Origin of the sequence: Kribbella antiqua (assembly GCF_004345665.1) — a bacterium.
GTDB lineage: Bacteria > Actinomycetota > Actinomycetes > Propionibacteriales > Kribbellaceae > Kribbella > Kribbella antiqua.
Window position 1 is genome coordinate 122,499 of the sequence record NZ_SLWR01000014.1, and the last position, 19,176, is coordinate 141,674.

Consider the following 19,176-nt stretch of genomic DNA (forward strand, 5'->3'; position numbering starts at 1 on the left):
AACTGTCGGTGGGAATGCCTATTGTTGACGGCATGGAACTCCTGGGCGCGCGACCGGTCTCGTCGATGAGTGGCGGCGAGATGCTGACCACTCTCGACGCGGTCGATGGCGCGCTCGCCTGGCTGGAGACGTTCCGTCTGCAACTCATCGGAGGCCTGGAGGACGTCGGCCACGCTGCGGAGATCGGTGCCCACGACACCGCCCGGCTGCTCGAGTTCCGGTACCGGCTGAACAGTGCTGATGCGCGCCGGTCCGTCCGCCTCGCCTGTGCCCTGCCGAAGTATCACGCCGTCGACGAGGCCCTGGCCGCTCACGAGGACTCTGTCGTCGGTGACGACACCGACCTGGACGTCGATGGTGACGACGTGATGACCAGGAGCACCGGTTGGGTGTTGCGTCCGGCCCAGGCCGAGGCGATCGTCTCCACGCTCGAACGCCACGCCAAACGCATCGCCGTCGAGGACCGCGACGTCATCGAACAACAACTGGTTGCCCTCGCCGCCCACCTGACTCCCGACGAACTCCGCACCAGCGCCAAAGAACTCTGCAACCTCGTCGACTCCGACGGACCCGAACCCGACGAGAACACGGCCTACGACCGCGAATCCCTGCGCCTGTCGACCGCCGAGAACGGGGTGAAGTTCAACGGCTACCTCGCCAACGAGAACGCCGAACTGTTCCGCGCCTGGATCACCACCGGCGCCAAGCCCCACAAGACCGTCACCGGCGACCTCGACCCCCGCCTCCGCGAAAAGCGCCAAGCCGACGCGCTGTCGACCGCCTTGTCCATCGCCGCCGCAGCCACCGACACCGGCTTCCCCACCCGCCCCGGCGCCACCACACCCACCGGCACCACCGCGCCCGACAATGCGTCAACCGAACCCGTCTCAGACGCGAGTACATCCGCCGATGCTGGCTCCAGCGAGGCCACGCTGTTCGACGACGCCCCCACTGGGGCGAAAACGCCGGCTCAATCCGACTCGTCGGCCTCGAACACCACCACCAGCGTCACGACCACCGGCTGCAGGGCTCCGAGGAACACCACAGGCGACCCGGCTGCGGCAGGCGGCCGCGGGAGTGGATGGGTGCCTGGGTTCGGCGCGAAGGCGAACATCACCGTCACCATCGACTTCAACGACCTCAAAGCCGCCACCGCGAACGCGACCGGACAACTGGTCTACGGCGACAACCTCTCCGCTGCGGCCATCCGCCGCCTCGCCTGCGACGCCAACATCATCCCCCTCGTCCTCGGCTCCAACTCCGAACCACTCGACGTCGGCCGCTCCGAACGCCTGGTCAACCGGGCGATCCGCCGCGCGCTCAACGCCCGCGACAAAGGCTGCGTCGTGTGCGGCGCCCCGCCCATCTACTGCGACGCCCACCACATCATCCACTGGATCGACGGCGGACCCACTGCCGTCTCCAACATGGTCTTGCTATGCCGTCGGCACCACATTGACCTCCACCACGGCCACTGGACCATCCAAATCATCGACGGAGCCGTCCACGTCACCCGCCCCACCTGGGCCGACCCCACACCCCGCCACAAACTCAGGCTCGGCTCGTACCGACGCCGCCTGCCCACGCATGCCCGGCAGAACAACCCAGCCTTTGAGCCCGAAACCGTCCAGCCATCACCCCCTGCCCAGACCCCGCGCACCGGCGCGACAGCGACATCCACCGCGAGCATCCACGAGGCAGCTGCGCGGAGCATCCGCGAGGCCGTCGAACTGAGCCTTGGCAAGGCCGTTCGTGTTGACCCCTGGGGAGAGGCCCAGAATCCGGGGGAAGACAAGCAGCCTCTCCGTAACGCAGAGGATCCGCGATCCCGGTGGCGCGCTGACGGCGAGGCGCTCCAAGAAGCGGCGAGATTCGCTGTCTGGGGCGACACCTCGACGACCGGAGCGCCTGCCTAGACACAGCCCGGTGGCGGCCAGCACCACGGCGCCGTCGTACGGACCTGTCGGCCCCGCGGGCTCTGTTGCCGCGGGCTACTTCTCGGCGACTTGCTGGAGGTGGGCGTAGATGAGTTGGAGGAAGTCTGCGCCGGAGATCGCGGTCAGGGCTGAGGCGATCGTTCGGGTGAGGCGCGGGGCGAAGAGCAGGCCCAGGGTGAGCCCGGTGCCGACCCAGACGGCGAGGCAGAACGGGCAGGTGATCAGTTCGCCGACCGCATGCCGCACTGACCCGTCACGCCGTACGTCTTCCATCACCTCGGACGGCCCACCGGTGTCTTTGTAACGCGCGAACGGCACCCGCAGCGGACTCGTCACAGCATCCTTGGTCAGCAACCGCGCAAGCTTCTGAGTACCGACCGTCACCAACACCAGGTCGTACGGCGAAATCCGCCGACTCCGCGTCCCCACCAGCGCTGCCACAACCCCCGCGACCCCGACCAGCCCCGAGAACGCCGTCATCAACAGCACATAACCCTTCAGCGGCCGCTCGGCTCCCTGCGCGTACTCCTTCGCCTCAGCCTCAACCGTCTCCTTGACCATGCCCCGCCGGTACCCACCGCCACGCGCACTACTGCGGCTTCGGCGACGCAGTCAGCCGCAAGAAGATCAGCAGCATGGTGAGCAGTGGGAGTACGACGGTCCAGGCGGTCGCCACCGAAGCGGCGAAGGCGCCGACGACGAGCAGCACAGCCGACAAGCGTGGGCGGCAGATGCCGAGCCGGCGGGCGAGGACCTGACGGCGTGTGCTCATCCCGCTTAGAGGACCTCGCCTTTGACGAGTTGGATGCCTAGGCCGAAGATGCCGCCGAGGGCTGCCCAGCCGAGGACGAAGGGCAGGAAGGTCAGGCCCCAGACCTCCAGGCAGGTGTCCGAACCGGCGAGGACGCAGCCTGGGGCTGCGGTGGCTGCTTGGTTGAAGATGAACCACCCGAGCGCGGCCCCGACCAGCGAGCCGATGCCTGATGTCGCGAAGTACCCCTGAAGCGCTCCCATGATGCTCCCCCTCGTACCTGTGATGGCACGTCCCAATGGCTACATCGTGCGAACCGGGGTCGGCCGTTACAGAGAGTTGTGAGCCAGCCAGCCTGAGGGGTTCTGGCGGACGTCCTCGATCACCGTGAGAGCGGCGCCGATGACGGCGGCGTCAGGGCCGAGCATGGCGGGGCGTACGGCGACTGTGGACCAGCGGGAGCTGAGGACGCGGCGGCTCAGTTCGGCCTGGATGTTGTCGACGAGCCAGGACGACAGCAACGAGTAGCTGCCGCCGAGCAGGATGGTGTCCATGTCGAGGAGGTTGACCAGGTCCGACAGCGCGATCCCGAGCGCAGTACCGGCGGCGTCGAGCGCGGCGAGGGTCCGCTTGGAGCCCGCGTCGGCGCGGGTGACGATCGTGGCTGGCCCGTCCACGCTGCCTGGACCGAAGATGGCCTCCACGCTGGCGTAGGTCTGAAGGCAGCCGTTCGCACCGCACGGGCAGGCGCGCCCGTTGGGAAAGACCGTTACGTGGCCCAGCTCGCCGCTCCACCCCCGGGCGCCCCGCAGCAGCTGACCGTTGAGCACCAGCCCGGCGCCCAGGTCGAGCTCGCCGGACACGTACGCGAAGTTCCGCAGGTCCTCGTCGCTGGCGTAGAGCTCACCCAACGCCGCCAGGTTCGCCTCGTTGTCCACGGCAATCGGCAGGTCGTCCAGCGCCGTCCGCAGCAGCGTGCCGGCGTCCACGTCGCGCCAGCCTTGCTGCGGCGCGAATTTCACCACGCTGCGCTCGGCAACAGGCCCAGGCACCGACACCATGCCGCCGACAACGGTCAGGCCTTCGTCAGCCACGGCAGCGGTCGCCTCGCGCGCCATTGTGGCCAGCTCGGTCAGGATGGTCTTCGGACGTCGGCCCGGGCGGATCGGCGGGGAGAAACTGAGATGCCGCACAGTTCCGGTCAAGTCGACCACGCACGCGGCGAGGTGGTCCCCGCGGATGTCCAGCCCCAGCCCGGCCGGCCCCTGTCGCGACAACGTCAGACCGACCCGCGGACGGCCCGCGCCGCCACCGTGCACCGGCGCAGCCTCGGCGATCAGCTGCCCCAACACGAGATCGTCGACGATGCGCGACACCGTCGGCTTGGTCAGGCCGGTCAGCTCGACCAGCTCGGTGCGCGAGATCGGCCGGTCACCCGCGGAGAGGATGTGGCGGAAGACCAGTCCGAGATTGAGATGGCGCAGTCCCTCCTGGCGCACCGGGGCATCCCCTGGCGGCAGGGTTCGGGCCCGCGTCACCGCGCGGTCCTCGTTAGGTCGACCAACTCCGCGGCCTCGTCGTCGGACAGTTCCCCGTCCGCGACGACCGTGGCGATCGAGCGGACCGCCGTACCGCCGGGTGGCAAGGTCAACGGGACGTCCCAGCTGAGAGCCGATCCGACGCCGGTGTAGTCGCGCGTACGGACGAACCACGGATCGGCTCGGGTGACGTCGTCGGCTGCGGTGAACACCAGCGTCCAGGCCGCCCCGGTGACCGCGATCCAGTCACACGTCTGCCCGTGTACGGCGTCCAGCCCGACACCGGCCGGGCCGAAGACGCGGTTCGACCCTGGTGCGCGCCAGAAGAAGCCGCCGTACCCAGCGCCGGTGCGGCCCGCAGCGGCCGGGCTGCGGATCTCGAGCGGACGGTCGGTCGCGTTGGTCAACGCGAAGCTCAAGCCCAGCACCCAAGCGGTGTCCGTTGCACCGCGCGCGGTCAGCACCCGCTCCTCGGTCAGGAGAGTCTCGCCCGCGGGAGACGACCAACGCACGGCATGTGCCAACTGCGAAGGCCGTTGCTCCAGCCAGCGCTCGTGCCGCTGGATGCCTTGGTTGTCGAGCCAGGCCGGACCGTGTCCGGCGATGTACGTGCGACCGCCCCAGAAGTTCGCGCCGTCGACGTCAGGCACCGCGATACTCACGCCGGCGTGGTGCCGATGCGAGGCCGGCATCAGCTCGGTGACGACCGTCCCCGCGGGAGTCGTCACCGGATGCAGGTACGGGCGCGGCGCATAGGCCAGCGGGAGATCCGGCTCCCACACGTAGCGCGCGAGCGTCCGGCCCTCCACGACGAGATCCGCGGCTGATTCGGTCATCGGGCCTGATCATACGGCCGCCTCCAGCCGGATTGGGACAACTCGCGAAACTTATTCGAGATGATTAGGTAAAGCCATTGACACTAATTGCTGACCGCTCGTAAGGTCCCGGTCACACTCGCCTTCGCAGAGAAGGGTCAGCAGATGTATCTCTCCGCCCTCCTAGCCCCAGTGATCACGGTCAGCTCGCTCCTGACCGCCGTACCGGCTCACGTCCAAGCCGACAAGCTCACCGTCGCCGCCGACGGGTCCGGGCAGTACCGGACCGTCCAGGCCGCGATCGACGCGGTCCCCGCCAACAGCCCCACCCAGATCGTCATCGAGATCAAGCCCGGCACCTACCGCGGCGTCATCAGCATCCCGTCCAGCAAGCCGAACATCCGGCTGGCCGGCCTCGGCAGCGATCCCTCGAAGGTCATCATCGTCGAGAACCACTTCGCCGGCGGCCTCAAGCCCGACGGTACGGCGTACGGCACCTCCGGGAGCGCCACCGCCACCATCAGTGGGGCCGGCTTCAGCGCCCACAACCTGACGATCTCCAACGACTTCGACGAAGCCGCCAACACCGACAAGCCCGGTCACCAGGCCGTCGCACTCAACCTGGCCTCGGATCGCGCGGTACTCACCAATGTGCGCCTGCTCGGCAACCAGGACACGTTCCTGCTCAAGGACTCGGCCCGCGCATACATCAAGACCTCGTACATCGCGGGTGACGTCGACTTCATCTTCGGCGGGGGCATCGCGGTGTTCGACCGCAGCGAGATCCACACCGAGGCGCGCGGTGGTTCCGTCACCGCCGCGAGTACGCCGGTCGACCGCGCGTACGGCTTCCTCTTTGTTCAGTCCCGCTTCACGAGCAGTGCACCAGCAGCCTCGACCAGCCTCGGCCGTCCCTGGCGAGCGGCCGGCCAGGTCGTCGTACGCGACTCCGTCCTCGGCGCGCACATCAACACGACGCAGCCCTGGACCGACATGTCCGGGAACACCTGGCAGGCCGCACGATTCGCGGAGTACAAGAACACCGGACCCGGCTCGGGCGTCAACGCGAACCGGCCGCAGCTCACCGATCCGCAAGCCGCCGGCTACACCGCGGCGAAGTACCTGGCCGGCACCGACGGCTGGAATCCCCTGCAGGGCCACGCGGCTCCCACCTGGTCGGACACCGCGGACGGGTTCGCCTCACTCGCCGGCGGTACGACGGGAGGCCGCGGCGGCCAGACCGTCACCGTGACCAACCAGGCCGACCTGGTCCGGTACGCCGCCGCGACCGAGCCCTACGTGATCCGGGTCGCCACCACCATCCCGATCATTCCGCGCGGCACGATGATCCGGGTCGCGTCGAACAAGACGATCGTCGGCGTCGGCACCAGCGGCCAGCTCGCGTACGGCGGTTTCTACGTCACCACCGGCATGCGCAACGTCATCATCCGCAACCTGACCATCCGCGACACCCTGATGCCCGACGACGATCCGGACGACAAGGTCTACGACTACGACGCGATCCGGCTCGACACCGCCGACCACATCTGGATCGACCACAACCACCTGACCCGGATGAACGACGGCCTGCTCGACAGCCGCAAGGACACGACGTACCTGACCGTGTCGTGGAACGTCCTGTCCGACAACAACAAGTCGTTCGGGATCGGCTGGACCGCCAACCTGACGGCGCAGATGACGATTCACCACAACTGGATCTACAACTCCACGCAGCGCAACCCCAGCATCGACAACGTCGCCCGGGCCCACCTGTACAACAACTACCTGCAGAACGTGAGTGCCTACGGCAACTTTGTCCGCGGCCTCACCAAAGCGGTGATCGAGAACAGCTACTTCGACACCGTCCACAACCCGTACTACGTCGAGGCCGGCGAGCTGGTCCAGCGCGGCAACCGGACCGTGAACTGCACCTGGTCCGACGGGCTCGTCACCGAGAAGGGCACCGCGTTCACCCCGAGCGCCTTCTACAACTACACCCTCGACCCGGTCGAGAACGTCCCGGCGCTGCTCCGCACCCAGTCCGGGCCGCAGGCAACCATCGGCCTCTGAAAGGCAGACTTCCATGTCACAATCCACACCAAGCCGCCGGAACCTGCTGAAGGCTGTCGGTGTCTCCGCCCTGGGCCTCGGCCTCACCGCCTGCGGCCGGGGGTTCGGGGGCGGCGGCGACTCCTCGGAGTCCGGCACCGTCCAGCTCAACATGGTCTGGTGGGGCGACGCCACCCGGGCGCAGAAGACCCAGGCCGCGCTCGACATCTTCCTCCAGGAAAACCCCGGCATCACGACCAAAACGGAGTACCAGGACAGCGGCCCGTACAAAGACAAACTGGCCACCCGGTTCGCCGCCGGCAACGCGCCGGATCTGGTCGCGATGCGGACCGACTCCCTGCGCGAGTACGCCGATCGCGGGTCGCTGCTCGACCTGAACAAGCACACCGACCAGCTCAACCTGACCGCGCTACCGCCCAACATCCGCAACATCGGGGCCGTCGGCGAGCAGCTGTACGGCGTACCGTCCGGGCTCAACACCATCGGCTTCGTCGTCAACAAGACCATCACCGACAAGTACGGCGTACCGATCCCGGACGGAGACACCTGGGCCTGGAAGGACCTGGCCGCGTTCGCCAAGGAGATCTCGGCCAAGAGCGGCAAGAAGGTGTACGGCACCGGCTTCGAGGCCGGCACACTGGCCAACATGGTCGTCTTCACCCGGCAGCGCGGTGAGGACTTCTTCACCGACGACGGCCGGCTGGGTGTCAGCGAGGCCACCGTCACCGCCTGGTTCGAGATGATCGAGAAGATGCGGGCCGAGGGCGGCTTCCCACCGGCCGGCTTCTTCGACAACATCGGCAGCTCGTCCTCGGAATCACCACTGGCCAAAGGAACGCTGGCCTGCCAGATCATTCCCACCAACAACTTCCTGTCCTACAACAAGGATGCCGGCGGCAACCTTGCGCTGCTCCGGATCCCTGGTGAGAGCACGGAGCGCCGGCGCGGGCAGACCATCGACACCCCGCATCTGTGGTCGGTCTCGGCGAAGTCCAAGCACCCGGCCGAGACGTTGAAGCTGCTCGACTTCCTGGTGAACGACGCCCGGGCCTCGAAGGCGACCGGCACCACGCGCGGGGTCCCGGTGAACCCGAACGTGACCAAAGAGATCGCGTCCACGCTCGCCCTCGACGACCAGGTCGCGACCGACTACCTCACCAAGCTCCAGACCGAGAAACTGCTCCGGTCCTCCAGCAACCCGCCCGGAGCCAGCGCCATCGCCGCGAGCCTCAAGACGATCGCGACCGAGGTCGAGTTCAAGCGGCAGACCCCGGCCGCCGGAGCGAAGGCCTTCGTCGCGGCCGGCCAGAAGGCCCTGGCCAGATGACAGCTCTGCTCGAGCGGACCACCCGCGCCCGCCCGGCCGCTCCCGCGCGCAAACCAGCACCGCGGAAGCGCCGCCGGGACCGGGCCGGGTACGTCTTCCTACTGCCCTGGTTCGTCGGCATGCTGTTCACGATCGTGCCGTTCTTCGCCTCGCTGTACCTCGCGTTCACCGACTACAACCTGCTGAACGCGCCGCGCTGGATCGGGTTCGCGAACTTCCGCGAGATGCTCGCCGACCCGCTCCTGCGGCAGTCGATGAAGGTCACCTTCCTGTACACCTTCATCTCGGTCCCGGCATCGCTCGCGGTGGCGCTGCTGGTCGCGATGGTGCTGAACAAGGGAATCCGCGGCCTGGCGGTCTACCGCGCCGTCTTCTACCTGCCGTCGCTCCTGGGCGGCAGCGTCGCGATCGTGATCCTGTGGCGGCACATCTTCGGTGCCAACGGCATCGTCAACGACCTGCTCGGCTGGTTCGGCATCCACGGACCGGGCTGGACCTCCGACCCGGACTTCTCCCTAAGCACGCTGATCCTGCTGCACGTGTGGACCTTCGGCTCGCCGATGGTCATCTTCCTGGCCGGCCTGCGCCAGATCCCGGTCATGTACTACGAGGCCTCCGCGATCGACGGCGCGTCGAAATGGCAGCAGTTCCGCTCGATCACCCTGCCGCTGCTGAGCCCGATCATCTTCTTCAACCTGATCCAGTCGCTGATCTCGTCGTTCCAGACCTTCACCCAGGGTTTCGTGATGAGCGGCGGCACCGGCGGCCCGGCCGACTCCACCCTCTTCTACAACCTGTACCTGTACCAGCAGGGGTTCTCGCAGTTCCACATGGGCTACGCGTCCGCGATGGCCTGGATGCTGCTGGTCATCATCGCCGCGTTCACCGCGATCAACTTCCTGGCCGCGAAGTACTGGGTCTTCTACGAGCAATGAGGCCGACATGTCGATTGTCCTGAAAGCACGACCCGCTGAGGACTCGTACTTCGAGAATCTCGGCAACACCCGGTTCGTCCGCTTCCGGCGGCACCTGATCCTGTGTGCCATCGGGATTGTGATGATGTATCCGCTGGCCTGGCTGATCTCCAGCTCGGTCAAACCGAACACACTCATCTTCAAGGACCTGTCCTTGTGGCCGGCTCAGTTCCAGCTGTCGAACTACACCGACGGCTGGAACGCGTTGCAGCAGCCGTTCAGCATCTACCTGATGAACTCGCTCGTCATCGTCGTACTGAGCATCATCGGAAACCTGCTGTCCTGCTCGCTGGCGGCGTACGGGTTCGCCCGTTTGGACTTCGGTGGGCGGAAGCTGTTCTTCGCGTTGATGCTCGGGACGATGATGTTGCCGGGTCACGTGCTGCTGGTGCCGCAGTACATCATGTTCTCCAAGCTGGACTGGCTGAACACGTACTACCCGCTGCTGGTGCCGAACTTCCTTGCCACCAACGCGTTCTACATCTTCCTGATGGTGCAGTTCATGCGGGCGTTGCCACGTGAGCTCGACGACGCGGCGCGGATCGACGGCTGCGGGCCGTTCCGGACGTTCTACCGGATCATCCTGCCGCTCTGCCTGCCGGCGCTGGCCACGACCGCCGTCTTCACTTTCATCTCGGTCTGGAACGAATTCTTCGGCCCACTGCTCTACCTGACCGACCCCGAGCTGTACACGGTGCCGCTGGCGCTGCGGCAGTTCATGGATTCCGAGGGCCAGAGTCAGTGGGGGCAGATGTTCGCCATGTCGTTCGTCTCGGTGGCACCGGTCATCGGGTTCTTCATCGCCGGCCAGAAGTACCTGGTCAAGGGCATCGCGACGACGGGCCTCAAGTGACGAGCTGGCAGCTGGCCTCAGATGGCGCCCTGTTGGAAGGGCTGGCGCGGTATGTGACGACGTCATCCATGCCGCTCGTCCACAGCCCTCGGCCTTACTTGCATCCGCTGCGATCCCTCGCCGGGCATCAACTCACCGAGGTCAACCCTGACGACCACCCACACCACTACGGTCTTTCGCTGGCTGTTGCCGATGTCAACGGTACGTCGTACTGGGGCGGCCGCACCTTCGTCCGCGACCAGGGCTCGATCATGCTGGCCAATCACGGCCGCCAAGTCAGCACCGGACTCTCAGCCGACGGTCCGGTTTTGACCGACAGCGTGACGTGGCTGGACCACCACGACCGCCCACAACTCTTCGAGCAACGTTCATTGACCGCCGCGCCCTTGGCCGAGGGCTGGGCGCTCAGCTGGCGGAGTGAGTTGACCTCGCCGTACGGCGTGACGATCGCCAGCCCGGCCACCAACGGCCGCCCGGGCGCCGGCTACGGCGGGATCTTCTGGCGCCATCCCCCGGGCGAGGTGCTCACGCCGTACGGCAACACCGAATCTGCCGCCCACGGCTCAACCTCGCCTTGGATCGCCCTGACCACCGCGTCGACCACGGTTGTCCTGATCCAGGACGATCCGCTCCCCTGGTTCGTCCGACGTACCGGCTACACCGGCGCCGGGCCCGCTCTGGCCTGGGACACTCCGCTCAAAATCGCGCCGGGCTGCCCGTTGACGGTCTCGCTCCGCGCAGTGATCCTCGACCGCCGCCTGACCGCTGACGAGGCAGCGGATCTCGCTAAAGTGGCGCGGTGAAGATTTCGCATGTCGTGTGGGACTGGAACGGGACGCTGCTGAACGACAACGACATCGTGCTGGCCGCGGTCAACGAGGTCTGCGCCGAGTTCGGCCGGGCGAATCTCAGCTGGCTCGAGTGGCAGGCGGCGTACGCGCGCCCGATGCGGATCTCGTACGAGCAGGTCCTGGGCCGTGCGCTCGACGACGAGGACTGGGCCCGCGTCGACAAGCTCTACCACGACCGGTACGACGCACTCCTGCACACGTGCGGCCTCGCGGCGGAGGTTCCGGACGCACTGCGGCGGTTGATGGAGAGCGGGCGCACCCAGTCGCTGCTGTCGATGTGGTTCCACAGCCGGCTCACCCCGACCGTCGAACTCTTCGGCCTCACGGAGTACTTCACCCGCGTCGACGGCCTGCCGGGCGAAGTAGGCGGCGGCTCGAAGGCCGACAGCCTGGTCCGTCACCTCGAGGCCCAGCGTCTCAACCCGTCCGAGGTCGTCCTGATCGGTGACGTCGTCGACGACGCACAGGCCGCTCAGGCTGCCGGCAGCCACTGCATCCTCGTCACCACCGGCGCGATGACCCGTACCGCGTTGGAGTCCACCGGCGCCCCGGTGACCAACTCCATCACCGAGGCACTCGACCTACTGGCGGCTTGAGAACCTTTCGCCGGGCAGGATAGGAGCCCTTCGACGACGGAAGGGACCACTCCACGATGCGGCTCAAGGTGGTGTCCGCCGTACTGGCTGTGGCCGGCGGCGTCTGGATGCTGTACCTGTTCCTCAGTTTCTCGCAGGTGCAGTACTCCGCGTTTCCTATCACCGAGCCGTTCTACGTCAAGTGCAATCCGCTCGGCCGGCCCGGCATCACGCCGCCCGACCTGGACGACTCCCTGACGCCTGCCCAGCGTCAGGCCGTGGACACGTACGTGTCGAGGGTCCACGAGGAGAACGCCTCAGAAAACGAGGGGGCTGGTGCGAGCCAGGGCCGAGCAGTCGATCCTCACCTACTGCGATCAGGCCAGGCAGAACCGCCTGGCCCTCCTGCTCCTCGCAGCCTCGGCCACCACGGCCCTCGCCACCACCAGCCTCACCCGCCGGCGCTCTACCCCTGCTCCTACCCCTGCCCCTGTGCCTGTCCCCGCCCCGCAGTACACCCCGCCGGCTGCCTACTGAGCAGCTGACGCGTTACCTGCGAGTTGTTCAGCTTCCGTTTCCCGTGCCGCCGTGCACCGCGGGCAGGATCGTTTCGCTCCGACGTCCACTGCGGCGCCCGGTCACGGCGCCCCGCCCTCAGTGCCGCTCCGAGCGGAAATCGAGAAGACTGGACCCGGCTTTCACCGAAAGCAAAGGTCCGCCCACCTCAGGTTCAAGGAGCATCCCCATGGCTGTTGCTCGTCGTTCCGTCCTCCGTGGTGCCGCCGTCGGCGCCGCGGGCGTCGGTTTCACCACCGTCGGCGCCGTACCCTCGCTCGCCGAATCCACCCCTGGTCCAGAGCGTGCGCCGTACCCGGTCCACAAGCCGTTCCCGCCGCTGATGGACGACCCCAAGGGTCTCCTCGCGTTGCCGCCCGGCTTCAAGTACACGGTCGTCACCCGCGCCGGCGAGACGAAGCTCGCGACCGGCCAGCCGACGCCGGGCGCGCATGACGGTACGGCGGTCTTCGGGACCGGCCGGAACAACTACCTGCTGATCCAGAACCACGAGATCGGCAGCAACAACGCGCTCGGTGTCCCGCAGATCGAAGGCACCGTGTACGACACCGGCGTCGGATCCGCGGGCGGTTGCACCGTCATCTCCGTCGATCGTGACGGCACCAACCTCGGCGAGTGGGTCGGCATCTCCGGCACCCTCACCAACTGTGCCGGCGGCCCGACGCCGTGGGGCACGTGGCTCACCTGCGAGGAGACCGAGAACAAGGCGAACGGCACCACGCGGCTCAAGGACCACGGCTACGTCTTCGAGGTCTGGGGCGACGGGGAGACCGCGCACCCGGTCCCGCTCAAGGCCCTCGGCCGCTACGCTCACGAGGCCCTCGCGGTCGACAAGGACCGCAGGCACGTCTACCTGTCCGAGGACGCCTCCGGCCCCAACGGTCTCTTCTACCGCTGGACCGCGCCGGCCGGCTACAAGCTCGGCCCGAGCAGCTGGCAGGACCTCGCCGACGCCGGCTTCGGCACCCTCGAGGCGATGGCGATCCTCGGTGACGACGGCAAGCCGATTCCGGACGTCGCGTACCTGACGTCGGCCCAGCTGCTCCGCCCGTTCCGGGTCGCGTGGGTGCCGGTGCCCGACCGGGACGCGGTCACGGTTTCCTGCCGCAAGCAGTTCACCGACGGCCAGGTCACCCGGGGCAAGAAGTTCGAGGGCGTCTTCGGCACCGACGCCGGCGTGTACGTCGTCAACTCGTACGCGGAGGCCGGCACCGCGGACCTCTCGGCCGACGCCATCCCGCACGACGGCATGGTCTGGTTCTACAACTACCAGGCGAACACCATCCAGCTGGTCACGTACTTCCCGAGCAACACCGCCGCGGACAAGGGCCCCGAGGCGAAGTACGACGACTACAACTTCGACGGCCCGGACAACGTCACTGTCACGCCGTGGGGCTCGCTGATCCTGGCCGAGGACGGCAATGCCAGCAGTCACGTGCTGAGCTCGACGCCGGGTGGACCGACGTACGCGATCGCCCGCAACATGCTGAACGACTCCGAGTTCACCGGCCCCGCCTTCTCCGCCGATGGCAAGGTCCTCTTCGTCAACATGCAGACGCCGGGCATCACCTTCGCCATCACCGGCCCGTGGCAGACCTATCTCGGCTGATCAGGCCTGGTGAGGTCATCCCCGCCCCCCGTGCGGGGATGACCCTCAGCCCTTGAAGGCGCCGTCCATGATGCCGCTGACGAGGCGGCGGCCGACGAAGGCGAACAGGATGAGCATCGGAATGGTGGCCAGGAACGAGCCCGCCATGGCGAGACCGAGATCCACGACGTAGCTGTTCTGCAGCGCCTTGATGGCGATCTGCGCCGTGTACATCTCCGGCGACTTGAGGATGATGAACGGCCAGAGGAAGTCGTTCCAAGCCGTGACAAACCCGAGCAGACCTAGCACGAACGCGGCTGGCCGGACCAGCGGGAAGGCGATCTGCCAGAAGATCTGCCACGAGTTCGCCCCGTCGATCCGGGCCGCCTGCAGCAACTCGTCGGACACGGTCGACGCGATGTGCTGACGCATCCAGAAGATGCCGAACGCACTCGCCAGCCCGGGCACGATCAGCGCCTGCAACGTGTCCACCCACCCGAGCTTCGACATGATCATGTACTGCGGAATGACGGCCAGCTGCGTCGGCACGGTCATCGTGAGTACGACGATCAGGAACAGCGTGTTCCGGCCGGGAAAACGCAACTTGGCGAACGCGAATCCGGCCAGCGCGCAGAGCACACCGTGGCCGACGCCGATCGCCACCGCGACGACGGCGCTGTTGATCAGCGATCGTACGAACGGAACCGTGCTGAACACGAGCTCGGTGAGGTGGAGGAGGTTTCCGCCGGGGACGATCCGCGGCGGCATCTTGTAGGCGGTCGCGGAGTCGTTCGACGCCACGACGAACATCCAGTACAGCGGGAAAACGGCGATCACCACGGCGAGGGTCAGCAGAACGTAGACCCACCACGGCACCCGGTCGATCCGGCCCCCGCGCCGGAGGCGCAAAATCAACCCAGTCATGGCTTCTCCCGGCGGATTCGCGTGGACAGGAGGAAGTTCAGTAGTGCGAAGGCGACGACGAGGATGAACAGCGAGACGCCGATCGCCGCGCCGTACCCGAACTTGAACTGGCCGAAGCCCTGCTCGAACAGGAACAGCGTGAGGGTCTGGCATTGCCGGACCGGTCCACAGGTCAGCGGCGCGCTGCGCGACACGAGCAGCGGCTCGGTGAAGATCTGCAACCCGCCGATGGTCGAGGTCACGATGGTGAACACGATCACCGGACGTAGCGACGGGATGGTGATGTACCGGAACTGCTTCCAGTTGCCGGCGCCGTCGACCGACGCGGCCTCGTAGATGTCGCGCGAGATCGCTTGCAGCGACGCGAGATAGAGCAAGGTCGTGTACCCGGTCCACCGCCAGATCACCATGGTCGCGATCATCAACTGGCTCCCCCAGGTGGACTGGGCGAAATTGACCGGGCCGACGCCGATGAGGTGTAGGACCCAGTTCAACAGGCCGTAGTCGCGATCGAAGAGCTGGGCGAACACGACCGTCGTCGCCGCGACCGACGTGATGTACGGGACGAGCATCGACATCCGGAACAGCGTCGCGAACCGCAGCCGCGTGTGGTTGAGCAGATGCGCGATGCCGAGCGCGATCAGCAACTGCGGCACCGTCGATAGGAACCAGATGCCGATGGTGTTCCGCATCGCGTTCCAGAACCGCGGGTCGTCGAACAGGCGGGCGAAATTGTCCAGGCCGACGAAGGTGTGCTCCCCCACCGGGTTCCAGTCGAACAGAGCGACGTAGAACGTGAACAGCAGGGGGAACAGGCCGAAGACGGCGAAGATCAGGAAGAACGGCGCGATATAGGCGTACGGCGCGATCCGCTCGCCGATGCTGTCGCGCACCCGGCGCCTCGACGCCGCTGGTGGCGCGGTCGAGGCGCGGGGCGCGGTGAGAGTACTGGTCACTTGCCGATAGCCGTCTTGATGTTCTTCAACGCGGTGTCCCACGCCGTGCCCGGATCACCCTTGCCCTGCTCGACGTTGGTGAGCACGTTCTGGAACTCCTGGCCGATCGCCGAGCTGTCCGGTCCGATGTAGAACGGCTTCAGGCCCAGCAGGGACTCGGTGTAGATCTTCCCGGTCGGTGCGTTCGAGAAGAACGGGTCCTTGTGCGAGGTCAGCTGCGCATCCTTGTACACCGCCGGAGTCGACGGAAGTGAACCCGAGCCGACGTAGTGCGCGAGCTGCGACTGCGGCGACTGCATCTCCTTGATGTAGTTCCAGGCCGCCTGCTGGTTCTTGGCGTTCTTGGGGATCGCGAGGTAGCTGCCACCCCAGTTGCCGGCGCCGCCCGGGATGGTGGCGATATCCCACTTCCCCTTGGTGGCCGGCGCGTTGGAGCGGATCCCGCCCAGCATCCAGGACGGCGCCGCGAGTACGGCGAAGTCGCCCTTGGCCATGCCCGCGGACCAGCCCTCCGAGAACGAGCTGAGTTTCGCCGTGATGCCTGCCTGCGCGGCCGTCAGCGCGTAGTCGAACGCCTCCTTGACCTGCGGGCTGTGGTCGTAGGCCAGGTTGCGATCGGCGTCGTAGAACTTCATGTCCCCCTGGTTCACGGCCTGGTAGAACACGCTGGTCGACGCGTTGTCGACGAACGGCTTGCCGGTCGCCGCCTTGTACTGCTTGCCCACCTCGATGAACTTGTCCCAGGTCGGCCAGAGTTTGCTGACCGCGTCCCGGTCGGTCGGCAGCTTGGCCGCCGCGAAAAGATCCGTCCGGTACGCGATCGCCAGACCGCCCACGTCGGTGGGAACGCCGAGCACCTCACCATCCTTGGCGACGCTCTGCGACCACACCCAATCCAGGTAGTCCTTCTTGACGTCATCCGCGCCGAGGCTGCGCAGGTCGACGAAGTTCTGCGGCTGTTCGACGAACTTCGGCAGGTCGTCGCCCTGGATCAGCACCAGGTCCGGCACCTTGCCGCCGGCCAGCGCCGTCGTCAGCGCCTGCGCCGTCTCCACCGACGAGCCGACCTCGGTCAGCTTGATGTGGATGTCGGGATGCTTCTGCTGGTACTCGTCGACTGCGGCCTTCTGATTGATCCCGGAGAACGACCAGAACTCGAACGACTTCTGGTCGCCCCCGTCGTTCCCGGAGCCGCCACCGGAACATCCGGCGGCGGCGAGCGTCACGGCGGCGGCTATGGCGACGGCGATACGACTTCTCACGGCAAACCTCCTGCAGTGCCTGCATCCCAGGCCAGGCCCGAAAGTTTCGAAGCTGAGTTCGAAATGATTGCGGGAACTGTAAGACGGGTCACAGGCGACGTCAACGGTTCGTTCCGGAAGTAGCTCCGAAACATTCGGCTCGGGGTTACACTCGCCGCCATGACGGGTCGCACCGAACCGATGACGGTCACCCAGATCGCCGAACTGGCCGGCGTCTCGGTCCCGACGGTGTCGCGGGTCATCAACGGCCGGTCCGACGTCTCGCCGCGGACTCGCGCCCTGGTCGAGGAGGTCATTCGCGAACACGGGTTCCGGCGACTGAAGAAGCCCGGCGCCAAGGCCGCGTTGCTCGAGCTCGTCTTCCACGAGCTCGAGGGCGCGTACGCGATGGAGATGATCAAGGGGGTCGAACGCGTCGCCGATGAGAACGGGCTGGCCGTCGTACTCTCCGAGATGCACGGGCACACGCCCGGCATGAGCTGGATCGAGGGCGTCCTGGCCCGCAGGCCGATCGGCGTCATCGCGGTCTTCTCCGGTCTCACCCCGGAACAACGCGACCAGATCCGCAGCCGGGACATCCCGTTCGTCCTGGTCGATCCCACCGGTGACCCCGGACACGAGTTCCCGTCGGTCGTGGCCAGCAACTGGAGCGGCGGCTTCTCGGCCACCCGGCACCTACTCGACCTGGGACACCAGCGAATCGCCACGATCACCGGACCGAGCCGGATGCTCTCCAGCCGTGCCCGCCTCGACGGCTACCGGGCAGCCATGGACGACGCGCGTACGCCGATCACACCCGACCTGATCTACGAAGGCACCTTCCTGCCCGAGGACGGCCTGATCCACGGCCGCACACTCCTCGCCCTACCGGACCGCCCCACCGCGGTTGTCACCCACAACGACCTCCAAGCCCTAGGCCTCTACCAGGCGGCAGCCGAAGCCGGCCTACGCATCCCGGACGACCTCAGCGTCATCGGCTTCGACAACCTCCCCATCACCGCCTGGGTCACCCCACCCCTCACCACCATCCACCAACCCCTCACCGAAATGGCCGCCGCAGCCGCCACCCTCGCCATCGCCCTAGGCCGCGGCGAAACCCCCACCCACCACCGCCTCGAACTAGCCACCGAACTAATAACCCGAGCCAGCACCGCCCCACCTACTTGAGCTCATGAACCACCCCGGGTTTGATGCGCACCTCCTTCGCTCAGGCGGCATCGGCCGTTTACAGGGATGCGCCGGCAGACCTGGCACGTGACCGTCCGTGCACCCGAGTGAGTCGGATGGACGGACGGTCACATTGACTGGGTAGCCCTGGATCGGGTGCGGGCTATCCCGTCATGGCAACAGGTCTGGACCGGGGCAGCCGTACGTCGCGTCGCACGACGGCTTCTGGGTTGCGAAGTAGGCGGTCAGCCAGGGCTTGGCGCTCTGATTGCCCTGGACCGTCGAGATGTAGGTCTCCGCACGAGAGTCATGCCAGACGCCTGAGTACCAAGCGCCGGCGCAGCCCCACAAGTCCCCGGCCCTGTAGCTACTGCCCAGTCCCCAACGCCAGCCTTCGTAGCAGCCACGGATCTGCGAGGCCATGTAGTCCAGCGCCATCGCGGTGGAGTCTCTGGTGAACGGGAATGTCCCGTTCTGGTTTCCCGCCCAGTTGAAGCCCCAGGATGGGTTCCACCAGGACATGATTCCGACTATGGAGAAGGTCTTCGGGCACAAGCCGTCGCCGTAATCCTTCTGATAGTCATAGCCGCCGCTGCTCGCGAGCCCGGAGCAGTAGGTCTTGCGGGCGGCGTAGGGCTCGGAACTGAACCAGTCTCCACAGCCGTACTGATCGGCACACCGGCCGGAGGAGTAGGTCTCGTACTGGAACCATGTCGACTCGGTGTAAGCCTCGGCGCGCAGGTAGTTGTCCGGCAGCCCCCATTTGCATGCGGCCCATTGAATGATCTCGTCGGTTGTGCCGCTGAATTGACCATCGACCCTCGGCAGCAGCCAGGAGTCCCAGCGCGGGTCGTATGTGCCCAAACCCGATCTGGGTCGCGAGGCGAACGAATTGTGGACCGCAGCGGCGTCGACCAGGTGGTGATTGCGCTTGTAGTTGTCCGGCCGCGGTTCCCACGTCGAGCGGTGCACGGCGGCGGCACAGGTACTGCCGCTCGGTAGCGAGCCTACG

19 protein-coding genes are annotated in these 19,176 nt (G+C 66.8%); 10 read left to right on the forward strand and 9 right to left on the reverse strand.

What is annotated here, in order from left to right:
• Window positions 1-32: 32 nt before the first annotated feature.
• A complete protein-coding gene (locus tag EV646_RS33320) occupies window positions 33-1,916 on the forward strand; it encodes an HNH endonuclease signature motif containing protein (protein ID WP_158291085.1) in 1,884 nt (627 codons plus the stop codon).
• 75 nt (window positions 1,917-1,991) lie between these two features.
• Here the strand turns inward: EV646_RS33320 and EV646_RS33325 are convergent, their stop codons facing one another.
• The 5 genes from EV646_RS33325 to EV646_RS33345 all read right to left on the reverse strand — a co-directional run bounded on the left by EV646_RS33325 (window position 1,992) and on the right by EV646_RS33345 (window position 5,062).
• A complete protein-coding gene (locus tag EV646_RS33325; RefSeq protein ID WP_132155768.1) occupies window positions 1,992-2,498 on the reverse strand; it encodes a DUF1360 domain-containing protein in 507 nt (168 codons plus the stop codon).
• Between the two features lie 28 nt (window positions 2,499-2,526).
• Window positions 2,527-2,709: a hypothetical protein gene (locus tag EV646_RS33330; RefSeq protein WP_132155770.1), complete on the reverse strand. Its 183-nt coding sequence runs from the start codon at window positions 2,707-2,709 to the stop codon at window positions 2,527-2,529.
• Window positions 2,710-2,714: 5 nt separating this feature from the next.
• Entirely contained in the window at window positions 2,715-2,951 is a 237-nt protein-coding gene (locus EV646_RS33335; RefSeq protein ID WP_132155772.1) for a hypothetical protein, read from the reverse strand.
• A 66-nt stretch (window positions 2,952-3,017) separates the two neighbouring features.
• Entirely contained in the window at window positions 3,018-4,187 is a 1,170-nt protein-coding gene (locus EV646_RS33340) for an ROK family transcriptional regulator (protein ID WP_199237343.1), read from the reverse strand.
• Window positions 4,188-4,222: 35 nt separating this feature from the next.
• Window positions 4,223-5,062 (reverse strand): DUF6807 domain-containing protein, encoded by an 840-nt coding sequence (locus EV646_RS33345; RefSeq protein WP_132155774.1) that lies wholly within the window; start codon window positions 5,060-5,062, stop codon window positions 4,223-4,225.
• A 144-nt stretch (window positions 5,063-5,206) separates the two neighbouring features.
• Here EV646_RS33345 and EV646_RS33350 point away from each other — a divergent pair, with 144 nt between their 5' ends.
• From EV646_RS33350 to EV646_RS33385, 8 genes are all read left to right on the forward strand, one after another.
• Window positions 5,207-7,111: a pectinesterase family protein gene (locus EV646_RS33350; protein WP_132155776.1), complete on the forward strand. Its 1,905-nt coding sequence runs from the start codon at window positions 5,207-5,209 to the stop codon at window positions 7,109-7,111.
• A 13-nt stretch (window positions 7,112-7,124) separates the two neighbouring features.
• The gene (locus EV646_RS33355; protein WP_132155778.1) at window positions 7,125-8,438 is read left to right on the forward strand and encodes an ABC transporter substrate-binding protein; all 1,314 of its coding nucleotides are present in this window, start codon (window positions 7,125-7,127) and stop codon (window positions 8,436-8,438) included.
• Window positions 8,435-9,373 (forward strand): carbohydrate ABC transporter permease, encoded by a 939-nt coding sequence (locus EV646_RS33360; protein WP_132155780.1) that lies wholly within the window; start codon window positions 8,435-8,437, stop codon window positions 9,371-9,373. Before EV646_RS33355 ends, EV646_RS33360 begins: the two co-directional genes overlap by 4 nt.
• Before the next feature lie 7 nt (window positions 9,374-9,380).
• Window positions 9,381-10,265, forward strand: coding sequence for a carbohydrate ABC transporter permease (locus EV646_RS33365; RefSeq protein ID WP_132155782.1), 885 nt, complete (start codon window positions 9,381-9,383; stop codon window positions 10,263-10,265).
• Entirely contained in the window at window positions 10,262-11,068 is an 807-nt protein-coding gene (locus EV646_RS33370; protein ID WP_132155784.1) for a DUF6807 domain-containing protein, read from the forward strand. The genes EV646_RS33365 and EV646_RS33370 overlap by 4 nt, the downstream gene beginning before the upstream one ends.
• Complete coding sequence (locus EV646_RS33375; RefSeq protein WP_199237344.1) at window positions 11,065-11,712, forward strand: HAD family hydrolase; 648 nt, start codon at window positions 11,065-11,067, stop codon at window positions 11,710-11,712. Before EV646_RS33370 ends, EV646_RS33375 begins: the two co-directional genes overlap by 4 nt.
• A gap of 56 nt (window positions 11,713-11,768) precedes the next feature.
• A complete protein-coding gene (locus EV646_RS33380) occupies window positions 11,769-12,236 on the forward strand; it encodes a hypothetical protein (protein ID WP_132155786.1) in 468 nt (155 codons plus the stop codon).
• 200 nt (window positions 12,237-12,436) lie between these two features.
• On the forward strand, window positions 12,437-13,876 hold the full coding sequence (locus tag EV646_RS33385; protein WP_132155788.1) for an alkaline phosphatase PhoX: 1,440 nt from the start codon (window positions 12,437-12,439) through the stop codon (window positions 13,874-13,876).
• Between the two features lie 45 nt (window positions 13,877-13,921).
• On the opposite strand, the gene EV646_RS33390 is transcribed toward EV646_RS33385, so the two are convergent.
• Genes EV646_RS33390 through EV646_RS33400 form a run of 3 tightly spaced genes read right to left on the reverse strand, consistent with a single transcriptional unit; the run spans window position 13,922 to window position 16,997 of the window.
• On the reverse strand, window positions 13,922-14,779 hold the full coding sequence (locus EV646_RS33390) for a carbohydrate ABC transporter permease (protein WP_132155790.1): 858 nt from the start codon (window positions 14,777-14,779) through the stop codon (window positions 13,922-13,924).
• On the reverse strand, window positions 14,776-15,735 hold the full coding sequence (locus EV646_RS33395) for a carbohydrate ABC transporter permease (RefSeq protein WP_132155792.1): 960 nt from the start codon (window positions 15,733-15,735) through the stop codon (window positions 14,776-14,778). Before EV646_RS33395 ends, EV646_RS33390 begins: the two co-directional genes overlap by 4 nt.
• Window positions 15,732-16,997, reverse strand: coding sequence for an ABC transporter substrate-binding protein (locus tag EV646_RS33400; RefSeq protein ID WP_132155794.1), 1,266 nt, complete (start codon window positions 16,995-16,997; stop codon window positions 15,732-15,734). The genes EV646_RS33395 and EV646_RS33400 overlap by 4 nt, the downstream gene beginning before the upstream one ends.
• A gap of 159 nt (window positions 16,998-17,156) precedes the next feature.
• On the opposite strand from EV646_RS33400, the gene EV646_RS33405 reads away from it, so the two are divergent.
• Window positions 17,157-18,164: a LacI family DNA-binding transcriptional regulator gene (locus EV646_RS33405; protein ID WP_132155796.1), complete on the forward strand. Its 1,008-nt coding sequence runs from the start codon at window positions 17,157-17,159 to the stop codon at window positions 18,162-18,164.
• Window positions 18,165-18,335: 171 nt separating this feature from the next.
• On the opposite strand, the gene EV646_RS33410 is transcribed toward EV646_RS33405, so the two are convergent.
• The gene (locus tag EV646_RS33410; protein WP_132155798.1) at window positions 18,336-19,136 is read right to left on the reverse strand and encodes a hypothetical protein; all 801 of its coding nucleotides are present in this window, start codon (window positions 19,134-19,136) and stop codon (window positions 18,336-18,338) included.
• Window positions 19,137-19,176 lie beyond the last annotated feature (40 nt).